The sequence below is a fragment of the candidate division KSB1 bacterium genome, from assembly GCA_022562085.1.
Lineage (GTDB): Bacteria > Zhuqueibacterota > Zhuqueibacteria > Oceanimicrobiales > Oceanimicrobiaceae > Oceanimicrobium.
Genome location: JADFPY010000069.1, coordinates 1 through 16,089 on the forward strand (window position 1 = coordinate 1; position 16,089 = coordinate 16,089).

General features: G+C 44.2%; 9 protein-coding genes. All 9 read left to right on the forward strand.

The annotated features are described in order from the left end of the window. The first annotated feature begins 131 nt into the window (after nt 1-131). The 9 genes from IH879_08390 (at nt 132) to IH879_08430 (ending at nt 15,969) form a co-directional block, all read left to right on the forward strand. The gene (locus IH879_08390; protein MCH7674956.1) at nt 132-290 is read left to right on the forward strand and encodes a hypothetical protein; all 159 of its coding nucleotides are present in this window, start codon (nt 132-134) and stop codon (nt 288-290) included. Nucleotides 291-658: 368 nt separating this feature from the next. Then, nucleotides 659-3,019, forward strand: a complete 2,361-nt coding sequence (locus IH879_08395) for a DUF11 domain-containing protein (protein ID MCH7674957.1) — start codon at nt 659-661, stop codon at nt 3,017-3,019. Beyond that, nucleotides 3,016-5,733, forward strand: coding sequence for a PorV/PorQ family protein (locus IH879_08400; protein ID MCH7674958.1), 2,718 nt, complete (start codon nt 3,016-3,018; stop codon nt 5,731-5,733). Before IH879_08395 ends, IH879_08400 begins: the two co-directional genes overlap by 4 nt. A gap of 322 nt (nt 5,734-6,055) precedes the next feature. After that, nucleotides 6,056-7,372 (forward strand): aspartate kinase, encoded by a 1,317-nt coding sequence (locus IH879_08405; protein MCH7674959.1) that lies wholly within the window; start codon nt 6,056-6,058, stop codon nt 7,370-7,372. Nucleotides 7,373-7,550: 178 nt separating this feature from the next. Continuing rightward, on the forward strand, nt 7,551-8,705 hold the full coding sequence (gene lysA, locus IH879_08410; GenBank protein ID MCH7674960.1) for a diaminopimelate decarboxylase: 1,155 nt from the start codon (nt 7,551-7,553) through the stop codon (nt 8,703-8,705). A 230-nt stretch (nt 8,706-8,935) separates the two neighbouring features. Continuing rightward, the gene (locus IH879_08415) at nt 8,936-12,883 is read left to right on the forward strand and encodes a PAS domain S-box protein (GenBank protein MCH7674961.1); all 3,948 of its coding nucleotides are present in this window, start codon (nt 8,936-8,938) and stop codon (nt 12,881-12,883) included. 124 nt (nt 12,884-13,007) lie between these two features. Then, nucleotides 13,008-14,117 (forward strand): alpha/beta fold hydrolase, encoded by a 1,110-nt coding sequence (locus IH879_08420; GenBank protein MCH7674962.1) that lies wholly within the window; start codon nt 13,008-13,010, stop codon nt 14,115-14,117. A gap of 39 nt (nt 14,118-14,156) precedes the next feature. Continuing rightward, complete coding sequence (locus tag IH879_08425) at nt 14,157-15,299, forward strand: class I SAM-dependent RNA methyltransferase (protein MCH7674963.1); 1,143 nt, start codon at nt 14,157-14,159, stop codon at nt 15,297-15,299. Nucleotides 15,300-15,468: 169 nt separating this feature from the next. Continuing rightward, nucleotides 15,469-15,969: an N-acetylmuramoyl-L-alanine amidase gene (locus IH879_08430; protein MCH7674964.1), complete on the forward strand. Its 501-nt coding sequence runs from the start codon at nt 15,469-15,471 to the stop codon at nt 15,967-15,969. Nucleotides 15,970-16,089: the final 120 nt, after the last annotated feature.

Here is a 16,089-nt window from a genome sequence, read left to right on the forward strand (position 1 = left end):
GTATTTTAAATAAAATAACTTAGGAAGAAAAGTCTTTAACACTCTAACACTTCTAACACCTGAACACATCACACCGACCATGCAACGTTATTTCGAAAGCGCTCCACTAGTAGGTTAAAAAAACAAACATTATGAACATCAAAACAAAAACCCTGCTCTCTTTGATTCTCCTGGGACTCTTAGATGCCGTGATTCCATTGCCAATCATCGGTTTAATTCTGATTTACGTGATATTGGAGAGACCGCCCTGGTTCAGCGGGATTGTCCGGCAAATCTATCATTCCAATTAAAGTCCGGTAAAAATGTCCTACCCTCCCAGCGCGGCGAAGCCGCACTGGCAAACGTGAAAACGTGAGATGTGAAACGTGCCTCTCAACAGGGTGCGCTGGGGAAGGGCAGGTCTCACATTTCACAACAATCTTCCAAAAAACATGGCAAATTTTTGCTATAAATGCAAAAGTTCAAAGATAATATCATAACTTTCCCTAAACAAAATGTTGCATTTTTGCATTTTTTTTGTCATTTATTGTTCTGCAATGTATATTAAATGAAGGTAACTATTCTCATGAATTAAGAATATTGCCCGAAAAAGAAAAAAAAGTGATTGGGGAAATACACTTTAGAGCCATTGGCATAAACAACTGCTTCAAATGATAAAATGGCTAAGCCTGCCACAATTTTTAGTTTTTACTTAAGAAGCCTCCTTTTTGGCTTTTTAATTCTTGCCCTGACGAGTCAATCCCGCGATTCCTTTGCCCAAAATATTTGTGACAATCCCGTTGTTCTAACCGGACCGGTCGACACGCTGGCAATTGTGCCAGATGTGGTTGTTGCCCTTCATATTATTATGGGAGAGAGTAATCCCGCCGCTTGCGTGACCGTGACTGAGGCAGGGCACTACCGCATCTATGCAACGGTTTTGCAAAGCCTGGGTCAATTCAACGAAAGTTACTTTTTGACTGTCTGTGATGAAGGCGGTTCTAACTGTACACCGGCATGTGATCCAAATGCCGGGCCTTACAAAATCATTTTAGATGATACGCTTGACAGCGCAGGCATTGTAAAAAGCAACGCCGGGGTTTATTTTCTCAACTCGGGGGAGAATATCATTTTGTTAAATCACCTATCATTGGTCGACCATCTTTTCCCGGACTTGGTTAGAGGGGATAGCATTGGCAGCGCTGAAAGTGTGCACTTGAAAGAACTCATTATAGAAGAAGTAGACGACACCTTCGACCTGGGCCTGACTCAAAGTGCAAGTCAGGGTTCAGTCCGGCCCGATGCAACTTATTCATACAACCTCAACATTGTGAACAACGGTTCGGCAACCGTGCACAACATTAACCTGTGGAATGCACTTCCGACGTTTGTCACTCCTGAGCAGTTCATTTTGAATGCGCCGGACCGGGTAACGGCAGATTCTTTGTTCTGGCACTTCGATTCACTACAGACCGCCCAGGCCATCGATATTGAATTCACAGTCAGGTTTTCGCAGACGCCGCCGGTCACGCCATTTGACCTGGTCAATCTCAGCCGGTTGACAGCAAGTTGCGATACCACTCTGAGCAATAATTTTGCGGCGACGACAGTCATCGGCTTGCCTCCCATTGAGTACGATTTGGAGCTGACCAAATCGGCGAGTCAAGATAGCGCTCAGGTTGGAGAGAGTTTTTCTTACAACCTTAAAATAGTAAACAACGGTCCCGACCCTGCAAACGACATTATCCTCACGGATGTGCTTCCGGGTTTCATATCCATTCATGACTTTTCTCTTCAGCCAAACTCGATTAGTCAGGACACGCTCTTTTGGCAATTCGATTCCCTGGCAGTTGGAGATTCAGTAGAGATTAGTTTCGACGCCAGAATTGAAGACACGATCCCGGTGCTTCCGTCTCAGCTCACCAACACAGCCCAGGTGACAGCGCCTCAGGAGGTTAACGCGGCCAACAGTACTGCAACAGCTGTAGTGATGGCAGTCCCGATGCGCTACGACCTTGAGTTAACGAAATCGGCTGATTTGGATAGTGTTCAAATAGGTGGTGGGTTTTCTTACGTTTTAAAAATAGTAAACCATGGGCCGGATCCCGCAACTGATATTAGACTACGCGACGTCTTACCCGGCTTCGTTTCTATTGTTGATTTCAGTTTGCAGCCAAGTTCGACGAGTCAGGATACACTGTTTTGGCAATTTGACTCCCTGGCGGTTGGTGATTCAATTCAGATAACTTTAGGTGCGAGAATAGAACCCACACCTCCGTCGCTGCCGTTTCAAATTATCAACACAGCTTCCGTGACTGCACCGGACGAATCTAATTTAGCCAACAATACCGCGAATGCACTTGTCACTATTATTCCAATCAGCTATGATCTGGAAATAACAAAATCAGCAAGTGCGGACACTTTAAGACCGAAAACAAGTTTCGACTATTCACTTAACGTGATCAACCACGGGCCGGATACTGCCAAAGACATCATGATTTGGGACGTGAAACCGGAATTTGTCACCTTTTCGGATGTCAATCCTCAACCCAGCTCAATAAAGCAAGATACTCTGATCTGGCGGGTTGATTCACTCCGGGTTGGAGAAACCTTTGAGATCACAATCGGCACGCGAGTGGATGAACTGACGCTGACGAATCCTCTGGAAATTATCAATACCGGTTCGGTGGCCGCAGTCGACGATTTTAATTCAGCAAATAACAGTGCGGATGTCAGGGTCATGGTATTGCCGCCGAATGATGGTGTTTACCTGGATCGTAACGTGTTCATGCCCGACAACGCTTCACCGTTGCAAGTCATTTTTCAATTGAGCACCAGCAGGACGGCACGTTTGGATTTATACGACACCACCGGCTACCATCTCTCCACGCTGGTAGAACAGAATTTTAATGCAGGCTCAAATACCTACTTGTGGAACGGTACGATTAGCAACGGCAAAAAAGCAGGAAGCGGAGTTTACATCATCACACTCCGTTCGGGGACTTTGGTTTCTTGGGTGAAAGTAATTGTAGTACAATGAAATTTTTTGGCTCACAAAAATCTATTTTATTTTTAGCTGTAACCTTGTGGGTGGCGGCAGCGAGCACCTTTTTCCCGGCTCAGCTGAATGGTCAAACCCAGTCGGGAGCGGCTTTTTTAAAGGTACTTCCGGGCGCAAGGCAGCAAGGCCTTGCCGGTAGCCTCACCGGCGCCATCGACGAAACCTACGCCCTTTATGCGAATCCGGGCGCTGTCGGCTTTCTAAGGGAATGGCAGTGGTCGGCAAGTTATACCGAATGGATTGCAGATATTTTTAACGCCTCTTTGGTTTACGGCAGACAAGTTCGTCTGCGGTCGCCGTGGAGCGATCGTGCAAATTTTGCCCTGGGAATTCATTACCAGGGGATTCGGGAATTTGACAGCTCACGCGGCGCTGCAGCACCTGCGTCCGCCAAAGATATTTTAGTGGCCGCCAGCCTGGGCAGCCCAATCAGTGTGCTTTCCAGAAACATCGCATTTGGCTTGAATATCAAATATTTTCGCAGTGAGTTAGCGCAATTCAGTGCTAATGCCCTTGCCCTTGATGTTGGCTTAATTTACCGGACGCCGAGATTTCGTTTAAGCCAGCCGGGTGGATTCTTTGATTATGGAATTTTATCAGCTGGAGTTTCCGCCAATCATCTCGGGACTTCGATGAAGTTCTTAAACTCGGCGACCCCGCTGCCAAGAACCCTGCGTGCCGGTCTGGCGCTTAATTTAGGAACCCATGACGGCCTGCAGCTACAACTCGCGGCAGATTACAAAAGGGTCCGTGATGAGGACAACCGTTTCAGTTTTGGCGCTGAAGTGACCAATTTGTTCAGTCCATTTGGAAAAAGCTTTGGCCGGTTATTCGACCTGCGCGGCGGTTATAATTTCGACGATAATTTATTGAGTAAACTTTCCGTTGGTTTGAGTGTCCGCCTCGATGATTACATGCTGGCTCCGCTAAGAAGTATTGCGCCAAAAAACACTTCGCTGCGCATGGACATGGGAGTCCTCGACGGCAATGAATTTTTTGCTCCGGTGTATCGGGGCAGCATCACACATCAACCGATTGTGCCGGAAAAATTTGAGTTTGTAAATACGGCTCAAAAGACCTTTCAAAGCAGTGAATTCATCAAGCTCTCGTGGCAAGCGACTAGAGACCCGGACTTGTATGATGAAGTGGCCTATTTGGTCCTGGTTGCAAATGACAGCCTCGAATTAGATCAACTTATTAAAAAGACAAAAGCTAACAAAGTTGACATTTTTCAATTTATTCAAAGCACATTCATTACCCAGAGAAGCGCTTCACATGGTATCCAGACCGTCAGCATGGTTAACGAGGGGAAAAACGACAACGGCATCTATGAGGAATATAACGATTTTCTGACGGTTGTCGATTCGACATTTTCGGTGGATGAAAAACAGATGCAAGTTGATTACACTCTTCAACCGGGGATCATGCAGGGTGATTATTTCTGGACAGCTATGGCCTATGACCTGAATCATCATGTTCGGTTCGCTGAAAAATCCGGAAGTCACATTGCGGCGCTCCATGTTGAAGTGGACTTATTTACCCAGGAATCCAGGAAGCCGGATCTGACGATCAAAATTGACATGACGATAAAAACTGTTCCGCAACCTTCTTTAATAGTTAATTTACCCAGGATCTTTTTTGCGTCGGACAGTTCAACTCTTGATGAAAAATCAGAAAGTACTTTCTGGCAATGGGTCGACTTTGTTAAAAAATATCCGCATGTTTCGTTTGAGATCAGCGGTCACACCGATAAAACCGGCCCGCAGCTACCGAATTACCGGAGAAAGTATAATCAAGTGCTTTCTCAACGGCGTGCAGAAAAGGTTGTTAGAGCCTTGGTAGGGCAGGGAATCGATGCCAGTCGCTTAGAAGCTGTGGGATATGGAGATTCTAAACCGCTTGCATCAGCGAACTCGCCAAAAGCGTGGACAAAAAATCGCCGGGTCGAAATAAGCCTTCTTGAGGATAACCGGCCGGCGCAGAAAATTAATACCGCGGAAATTACTTATACAAACCAGGGCGGTCAGCCTTCCGGAAATTTTGCGGTTACAAGTTACGATTCGAAGCAAATTCCCGAAGAGTTAAAATTGGATTTAATCAACTCGCATTTTTCTTCTTTAGGACCTGTTCCTAAAAACGGACACGATTTTTCCAATATACTCAGGATCCTCAAGAATGTGACCGTACCAAAGTTAGAGCCCAATGAGAGTGCAACCATTGAAATTCCTTGCGAAGAAGAGAGACCATACATTCTTGCAGTTATTGACAAAGACGACCTTGTTGATGAAGCAGACGAGGCAAATAATTGGATCCTTGAAAGGATCACCATCCCGGAAAAGAACATCGACTTGATCCTGATTACTTCAAGAAAGGTAGCTTTCGCTTTTGATAGCTATCAACTAACAGATTCCAGCAAGGAGTGGCTAAACGACATTTCTAAAATTCTCCATGACACCCCCGCCGAGAAGTTTGAGATCGCCGGTCATACCGACAGCCAGGGGCCGGAAGAATATAACATGTATCTTTCGCTCTGGAGAGCCCAAAGTGTAAAAAGTTATTTGGTTTCCCTGGGTATCGATTCCAAACGTATTATTGCGCAGGGTTACGGCGAAGACCGTCCTCTCGATCCCGATCATTCCAGAAAAGCCTGGCTCAAAAATCGCCGGGTTGAGTTCAAACATATCGAAAAATAGGCACCTTTTCCATCGATCTGCTACAAACGCTTGATACCGTTAATACAATCATCAAGCCCGCCTTTTTTTACCTTTTTCCTGAAATACTTATTCACAGTCTTTTTAAAATGCAAACCTGGCAATTGGTCTGAGAGTTCTTACCTGATCGGCGCGTCTTTTAAAATGGTAGTGTTTGACTTTTCCCTTCATCAAGATTTTGCCTCACAGGTACTTTTAGCTTGACTAATTTGAGATATTTTTACATTTTTATGAAAGTATTACCAGGAAAACACGCAAATGACTATTTTTTCCGCAGCCTTACTTTTAGTATTGGACCCGGAAAATGAACGTTCTTAAATTCGGCGGCACATCGATCGGCACACCGGAAAGGATGCGTCATGTGGCCGGTTTGCTAAAAGATCGCGAGGCCATTGTTGTCCTTTCAGCTGTGGCTAATACCACAGACAAGCTATCCGAAATTTGCCGGCTGCTCATTACCCAAAAACGTGAGCTTGCTGTTAAAAAGATCGAAACCTTCCAAACTGAGTATCACCAATTTGTCGAGTCCCTTTTCTCTACAGATTCTTATCGTGCTAAAGGAAATGAGCTTATCGACTCACACTTTGAGCACATCCGCAGTTTTACGCTGGATATGTTTACATCTCACGAGCAGCGCACGATTCTCGCCCAGGGAGAGCTGATCTCCAGCAGTCTCTTGCAATTCTATCTGGAGGAATGCAAGGTCCAGTCCGTTTTGCTGCCGGCGCTTGATTTTATGCGCCTCGATGAAAAGGGCGAACCAAATCCGGAATATGTTAAAACCAACCTGAAAACCGAGCTTGCCAAACACCCCGGCAGCCGGCTTTTTATTACACAGGGGTATATCTGCCGCAATGCTTTTGGAGAAATCGACAATTTGAAACGAGGCGGCAGCGATACTTCCGCTTCTCTGATCGGCGCTGCCATTCAGTGCGATGAAATCCAAATATGGACCGACATCGACGGCATGCACAACAACGATCCCCGCTACGTCAAAAACACTGAATCGATCCAACAGCTCTCCTTCGATGAAGCTGCGGAGCTGGCCTATTTTGGCGCCAAAATCCTCCACCCTTCCAGTATTGGGCCCGCTCGAAAATTTGACATTCCGGTACGGCTCTTGAATACCATGAAACCGGAAGCGCCCGGGACTTTGATTACCGGGCAGCAAGATAAGACAGGCCAAATCAAAGCTGTAGCTGCAAAGGACGGAATCATGGCGATTAAGATAAAGTCCTCCCGGATGTTACTGGCTTATGGATTTTTGCGCCGCGTTTTCGAAGTCTTCGAGCGCTACAAAACACCAATCGACATGATTTCTACGTCCGAGGTCGCGGTCTCGCTGACCATCGACGACTCAACGTATCTCGAATCTATTAAGAAAGAGTTAGAGGAGTTTGGCACTGTAGAAATCGATCACGATCAAGCGATCATCTGCGTTGTCGGTGATTTCGTTGCGGAAAGTAAGGGCTTTGCCCTGCAAGTACTTGAGGCGTTGAAAGAAATTCCTATACGGATGATCTGTTATGGCGGCAGCCGGCACAACATTTCCCTGCTGGTTCAGAGCGATCTGAAAGTTGAGGCGTTGAATGCACTGCACAAGGGGTTATTTGGTGTTTGAGGTTTAAATTAATGCCCCTTTAAGAAGAGATTGAAAAAATCAGTGAGCCGTAACGAACGTTTTTTTATGATAGCGCAAAAAGACGTTCTGACTTCATGACGGTATTTTTTTAATTAACGAAATCGGAACTGATTTTCGCACTCCTGAACAGAAAAATAAGTAAAACTAAAGACAATCAATGTTTAACCCAAACCTAATTCAAAAATTCCAGTCGTTAGAAACCCCGTTCTATTACTACGACCTCCAACTCTTGGAACAGACCCTAAGCCGGGCTAAAAAGATTGCTGATGACCACGGTTATAAAATCCATTACGCCCTGAAAGCCAACAGCAACGACCGAATTTTGCAGATTATAAAGGACCACGGGTTTGGTGCCGACTGTGTCAGTGGAAACGAAATCGCTAAAGCCCTGCAAATCGGCTTTGCTCCCGAAGAGATTGTCTTTGCCGGGGTCGGTAAAACGGATAAAGAGATCCGGCTCGCCCTGCAAAACCGGATTCACTGCTTCAATTGTGAGTCCCTGCCGGAGATGGAAGTGCTCGATCAACTTGCCGGGGAGATGACCACCACCGCGCCCATTGCCCTGCGAATCAATCCTGACCTGGATGCAAAGACCCATCACTACATCACCACCGGTTTGGAGGAAAACAAATTCGGCATTTATTTTGAAGATTTGGAGGAAGCGCTTTCTCTTGTAAAGCGTCTAAAACGCGTAAACCTAATCGGACTGCATTTTCATATTGGCTCGCAGGTGACCGATTTGCAGGTTTTTAAGGGGCTCTGTTTGCGGGTAAACACCCTGCAGCACTGGCTCAAAGAGCATCATGTTGCAATCGAGCATGTCAACGTTGGCGGCGGCCTCGGAATCGATTACCACCACCCGGACGAACAAGCCTGCCCGGATTTTGAAAGCTACTTTCATGTATTCCGGCAATTCCTTGAACCGCTGCCGAACCAAAATGTGTACTTTGAATTGGGCAGAGCCCTGGTGGGACAGTGCGGCAGTTTAATCAGCCGGGTGACTTATGTTAAAACCGGTGTGCACACCAACTTCGCCATTCTCGACGCCGGCATGACCGAGCTCATCCGGCCGGCGCTCTACCAATCCTATCACAAAATCGAAAACCTGATCAGCGCCGCCAGCGAAGAAAAATACGATGTCGTCGGTCCCATCTGTGAATCTGCCGATTGCTTTGGGAAAGCGGTCACGCTCCCGAAAACCCAGCGCGGCGACCTGTTTGCCATTCGCAGCACCGGCGCTTACACGGAGGTCATGGCGTCGCAGTACAACCTGCGTGACCGGGCGCCAGCGGTCTATTCGGATGAGCTTTGAATTTAAAATCCAAATAAATCTTTTTTTAGTACAGCGTTCTTTTTTCTTGATTAATTTGCGCCATTTTTATTATTTTGATTAAAGAGGACTGCGTTCTCAAAGATAAAACTCAGGGACCTCCTGTCATGGGGATCAAACCAAGCTAATCATCTCAGATACTTCTACAAACTTTCAAGATTTATCAGACCTTCGGATCGTCGACTTTTTCGACTTCAAAGTTATTGAAATTTATGCACATTAAAATAATATTATTTTTGTTATTACCGGCAGTAAGTTTAAGCCAAAATCTTTTTGAGACATATTCTGTAGAAGATGGTTTTGGGCAGTCGCAAGTCTATGATGTTTTTCAGGATAGTAAAGGATATATTTGGGTTGGTACAAATGGCGGAGGATTAAGTAAATTTGATGGCTTTACAGTGACCAACTTCTCAACACAGGATGGTCTGATTTCTAATGTAGTGAATGTAATTTCAGAGGATTCGCAAGGCAATCTCTGGATTGGTACGGAAAAAGGTGCTAGTAAATATGATGGCAAAATATTCACTAATTTTACAAAAAAAGACGGCTTACCTTACAATAATGTCTGGTGCATTCTGGACGACCGAGAGGGAAACATTTGGTTCGCCACCCACGGAGGAGGCATCAGCAAATACGATGGCAAAAGTCATACTATTTTCACTAAAAAGGATGGCTTAAGTAGCAATTACGTAAATTGGGCTTTAAAAGATCGAGAAGGAAATCTATGGTTTGCTACAGAAGAAGGTGTAACCAGGTACAACGGAAAAGTTTTTACGATCTTGACTGAAAAGGACGGCTTAGCCAACAATAGCATCTGGAGCATTATGCAAGATCACGAGGGAAATCTTTGGTTTGGCACGGAAGGTGGAGGCGCGAGCAAGCTTATTCTTTCGACAAGTTCAGAGCAGGCGCTGAGCGAGGCTGAAGAATCTAACAGAACAACTTTTAGGAACTTAACGAAAAAGGATGGATTAATTAGCAATAATGTAACCTGGATTGCTGAAGATCGCCAAAGAAACCTCTGGTTTGCCACTGACAAAGGCGTTAGTAAATATGATGGCAAAACCTTTACCCATTTCACTGAAAAAGATGGTTTAAGCAATAGGACTCTATGGAGTATATTAGAAGATCGTGAAGAGAATCTTTGGTTTGGCACTGATGAGGGTTTAAAAAAATATAGACAGAGAAGATTCATTAACTTTTCCAAAAAAGATGGATTGAGCAATAACACCGTCTGGTCCGTTATGCAGGATCAAGATGGTAGTTTTTGGTTTGGGACAGACGATGGCCTCAATAAATATGATGGGAATAAATTTATCAGTTACTCAAAAAAAGATGGATTAGCAGATAATATTGTTTATTCAATTTTACAGGATAATGAAGGGCATCTTTGGTTTGGCACCGAGAATGGACTTAGTCAATATGATGGGAAAACATTTACCACATACACTAAAAAAGATGGTCTCGCCGGCAATACAATAATTGCGATTTTCGAAGACAAAGATGGTAATCTTTGGTTTGGCACGCAATTTGGCGGCGTCAGTAAATTTGATCGCCACAAGTTTATAAACTTTCCTGAAAAAGACAGCCTAAGCTATAGTACCGTCAATGTTATTTTTCAGGACCATAAAGGAAACATGTGGTTCGGTACAGAGGAGGGTGCAAAGAAGTATGATGGGAATACATTTACTAATTTTACCACGAAACAGGGCTTAAGTGATAATTCCGTGAGTACAATTTTGGAGGATGCAGACGGTAATCTCTGGTTTGGTACGTTTAATGGTGGCGTAACAAAATACACTGTTCCTGAGAATGACGAGTTCGGTTCGTTTGAGTATTTTACCACCGAACAGGGATTAATCGACGATTCTGTATTTTTGATGATTTTCGACGACTTTGGCGATCTCTGGATAGGTACAAATAAGGGTGTTAGTAAACTAGATATTAAAGAGTATAATCGAACAGGAAAAAAGCTTTTTAAGCATTATAATCAATTAGACGGCTTTGCTGGGGTAGAATGTAATCATGGCGCTGTCTATAAAGATAGTGAAAGCAACCTTTGGTTTGGCACGGTAAAAGGCGTCAACCAATACTCTCAACAGCAATACAAGCCCAATACCCTGGCACCTCTCACCCACATAACAAATTTGCGCCTCTCTTTTAAAGAAGTTGACTGGTCTTTATTTACTGATAGTCTCGACCAAAAGACCCATTTACCTATTAATTTAAAATTACCACACAACAAAAATTATTTAACATTCGATTTTTTCGGGGTGAGTTTAACCATCCCAGAAAAGGTGAGATATCAATATAAACTAGAGGGATTGGATAAAGACTGGAGTCCTGTCATAGAGCAAAAATACGCGACCTATGCAAAATTACCTCCCGGAGAATACACCTTTAAAGTAAAAGCTTGCAACAATGAAAATGTCTGGAATCGGCATCCAACATCATATAGTTTTGAAATAACCCCTCCTTTTTGGCGAACAGGGTGGTTCCAATTCCTAAGTTTTATAATGGGAACAAGTATTATTTATGGTTTCATTAAACTACGAACCAGAACATTAGAAAAACAAAGAAACGTTTTGGAGGAACTGGTTAATGTGCGCACCAAAGAACTTATCAAAGAAAAGGAGAAAATTGAAGGAATCAATCTCGAGTTGCAAAAACTTTCCCTTGTTGCGAGTGAAACGGACAATGCGGTAATAATCGCAGATGCAGATGGCAAGATAGAATGGCTGAATGTTGGCTTTACAAACATGTACGGTTATTCTCTTGAGGAATTAAAAAAAACAAAAGGGAGTAAAATCGCACAAATTAGTTCACATCCGAATATTGCCGAGATTCTGGATAGAAGTATTCGAATAAACCTATCCAATACTTTTGAATCAAACGAAATTTCAAAAGACGGCAAAGAGTTCTGTGTCTCTTCAACATTAACGCCTATATTTGATGAAAAAGGTGAATTAAAAAATTTAGTGATGATTGCTGTTGATATCACAAAACAAAAGCAGGCAGAAAAAGAACTTCTGAAAGCACAAAAGCTCGAATCGCTTGGCGTTCTGGCCGGTGGAATTGCCCATGATTTCAATAATATTCTAACGGCAATTTTGGGCAACACTTCCATTGCCAAATTAGAACTGGATAATTTTGATAAAAAAGAAATTGATAATATTTTAACTCAAGCTGAGAAGGCTTGTTTGCAGGCCAAAGGCTTAACCCAGCAGTTGATAACTTTTTCAAAGGGAGGCGTTCCCATTAAGAAAATCGTTTCAATTGATAATTTGTTGAAAGACTCCGTCGACTTTGCCTTGCGAGGCTCAAACGTTCGCTGCGAGTTTAAGATTGCTAAAAAACTCTGGTCGACCGAAATCGACGAAGGCCAGATTAGTCAAGTCATCAATAATGTCGTTATCAACGCCAAACAGGCCATGCCGGAGGGCGGTATTATCGAAGTAAATGCGGAAAATGTAGTTGGGATGGAACACTCAGATTCCGGGCCGCCTCAAAAGAATTCGCACCATGTCGAAATCTCCGTAAAGGACGACGGAGTAGGTATTTCTACCGAACACCTGCAAAAAATATTTGACCCGTATTTCTCAACTAAACAAAATGGCAGCGGTCTGGGGCTGGCAACCTCTTATTCCATCGTTAAGAATCATGATGGCTTTTTTATGGTGGACTCTGAATTGGGAACTGGGTCGACGTTTCATATCTTTTTACCGGCTTGCGATCCGGTAAAGGTTTCGAAAAAAGCCGTGAAGCCAGAAGCTTTTGTTGGTACAGGAAGCGTTTTGGTAATGGATGACGAAAAACCGGTTAGAGATTTTCTGAGCAGATTACTCAAACGTTTTGGCTATAGCGTTGAAGTTACAAAGGACGGTTTAGAAATGATTGAGGTGTACAAAAAGAGCAAAGAATCAGGTAAGACCTTTGATGCCGTCATTATCGATTTGACTGTTCGGGGGGGCTTAGGCGGAGCCCAGGCGATCGAAAAATTGCTGGCGTTTGATCCTGATGCAAAAGCAATTGTGTCCAGTGGTTACGCTACGCATCCAGTTATGTCGGATTTTAAAAAACACGGCTTTAAGGCCGTGTTGCCGAAGCCTTTTGAAGTCAAAGATTTGGCGAACGCGTTAAAAGTAATAAATACTTCTTGATCCCTATCGAAAACAATAGGATGCCAAACAGTTTTAAAAAGGTAGGTGTAATACTACTGTTAGGCGTTATCGAGTCCATGTCACAAAGATATTTTAATATTTTAACCATGAGGAGGGAAAGAAAATGTCCAATCATTACGAGAAAATATTAAAATCCGGATTATCTTTGCTGCTACTATTTCTCTTTAGTACCGCAAGCGAGTCTTCAGGTCACTCTGATCACACCGGGTTAACTACCGAAGCGGACTTGCAGGACCCGCAAACCGTGAAAAAAATAAATGCCAATTGGGAGAGCAGGCAAGAGGGAAGTTTCCTGGGAGTCGATGACCTCAAAATAAAGTATGTAGCAATTCTTAAAGACGATGAAAGAGGAGCAGTTGTTATCTCGAACGGTCGTACGGAAAGCTACATTAAATATAAAGAACTTGCTTATGATCTTGGTCAACAGGGCTACTCAGTTTATATTCACGATCATCGCGGACAAGGATTCTCCGGAAGAATGACAGAAAACCGCCAAATGGGACATGTTTGGGATTTTGATGATTACGTTAGTGATTTAAAAACGTTTTACGAAGAAGTTGTATCCAAGAATGAGCACAGCAAAAAATTTCTATTGGCTCATTCGATGGGGGGAGGAATAGCTGCCTTATATATTGAAAAGTATCCCAACGATTTTGATGCGGCTGCTTTATCATCCCCAATGCTTGAGCCATCAACAGCTATCTTTCATTCAGACGAGATTGTGTGTGGTGCAGTGAAGGTCACGAGCAGAATTAGAGATTTTTTTATTTGGCTGTTCGGGATAGAACCTAGATACGTTGTCGGAGGGAAAGATTATAATAATACGCCTTTCAAAGATAACAAACTAACTCATAGTGAAATCCGATATGAAAGATTTCGAAATATATATGAAGTTAACGAAGAAGTAAAAATAGGAGGGACAACAAGCCACTGGGTTGCCTATGCTTGCGACGCAGCAAAAGACGCCCGGGAAAACGCCGCTAAAGTAACTATCCCGGTGTTAGTCTTACAAGCTGGAGAAGATACAGCCGTAACCCCCGAGGGCCAGAATGAATTCTGTGAAAACTTGAAGTTGGGGGGACAAAATGAATGTGATGGCGGCTCTCCCTTTGTCATCGAAGGCGCCTATCATGAGCTTTTTATAGAAAAGGACGAATATAGAATACCTGCTCTCTCAAAAATTCTTGATTTCTTTTCTGCACAGTCAAAGTAGGATGTGTTCATGCCGTCCACTATTTGATCGGCTGAATTCATGACCTACGACTACCAGAAAACAAACCGCTATTTTGCCCAGGTTGCGGATGACATAAAAGACATTGCGGAAGATGAGCTGCAATCTCTGGGTGCAATTGAGATATCACAGGCTTACAGGGGTATTTATTTCAATGCCTCTCCCGCAGTCCTTTACTCCGTCAACTTCCATTCCCGTCTGCTCAGCCGCGTGCTTGCGCCGTTGCTATCCTTTAAGTGTCACACCGATAAAGTTTTATACAAAAGGGCGTCAGAGATCCACTGGCAGGATTTTCTGAAACCGTCACAAACCTTTGCAGTTTTTGCAAGCGTTTCTCACAGCGCGATGCGGCACTCAAAGTTTGCGGCGCTTCGTTTGAAAGACGCCGTTGTCGACACCTTTCGCGCGCAGACCGGGCAGCGCCCTTCAATCGATACCAGAAATCCGGATGTTTGGTTCAACTTGCATATTGAGAATGATCAAGCGACGATTAGTCTCGATGCCTCCGGCGGTTCATTGCATCGGCGCGGCTACCGCCAGAAATCAGTTGAGGCCCCCATGATTGAGACCTTAGCAGCCGCAATTATTAAATTCTCAGAATGGGACGGCAGGGTACCTTTGTGCGATCCCTTCTGCGGCTCGGGGACCTTGCTTTGTGAAGGTTATCTTTCTGCTTCCAAAACCCCGCCAGCTATTCTGCGCCGGAAATTCGGATTTCAAAATCTGCCCGATTTCAATGCTTCGCTGTGGAAGCAGGTCAAACAAGAGGGGATGCAAAAGATCGAACCCATTTCAAAAAATATCATTGCAGGCAGCGATATTTCTTTGGAAGCTGTTAAGTCTTCAGCGCAAAATTGCTCGGTAATTGACAAGGAGAATGTCATCAAGATTGAACAGCAAGATGTTTTTGATATTGAAGAAATCAAAGAAAAAACCATCATCTGCAACCCGCCTTATGGGATCAGAATGGGCCAGAATGTGGACCTTTCTGATTTCTATAAAAGATTTGGCGATTTCCTGAAACAGCGCTGCAGCGGCTCCACCGCCTATATTTATTTTGGTGAGCGGCAGTACATCAAAAATATCGGGCTGAAACCATCCTGGAAGAAGATCCTCTCCAATAGCGGCCTCGATGGACGGCTGGCGAAGTATGAGTTGTATTAGAAATTTACTTGACTTATTTTTTTCAATTGCCGATCTTTTGGTTGTAGGCCTCTCCGTGAAACTACTTCAATGGGTTTTCAAAATAATTTCCAACACAAAATTATGGCAATTATCGGCTTAGAATTGTCATTTTTTACTAAATATCCTATCACCATTTTGGAGGTAACGTATGAATGAAGCACAAATACCACTTGAAGCTGGGAACCAAGGCCAATCCCCATCTCGGATCGTGATTCATGCAATGGCTGAGTTCATTGACACGGAACCTGACGACTACTCTGCGGTTGAGTGGCTTCGTAAGCTAGGGCTTTCCGCGCACGCGTTCGTCACACCCAGTGGCGTTGTCATCCGGAGCCGGCGAGACGACCAGGGCGGTTATCACGCCAAAGGATTCAACACAGGCTCACTCGGCGTCGAGTTCCTCGTTGGCGGCCTTCATACCTACCCGACTTTTCTCAATGCGCTGAAGAAGAAATATCTCACCACGGCGCAATATAACGCGGGAGTTGAGCTTGTGCAGGGTTGGAGAGAGAAACACAGTATTAAAGAGATCGATCGCCACAGCGATCTGAGTCCGGACCGCAAAGTCGATCCCGGTAAAGGCTTTCCCTGGGAGCAATTTCTTAAAGACACAGGATTCGATTCGCCGAGAAGGGACCTGGTGGCATAATTCAACTAAGGTTTTCTAATTCATATACTTTAGCACTAGCGCACCAGCCGCATCCATCCTGGCCTGCCAACTACTCACGATGACCGTCGCACTGTTCTGTTCAAACACCAAAGCCGGGCC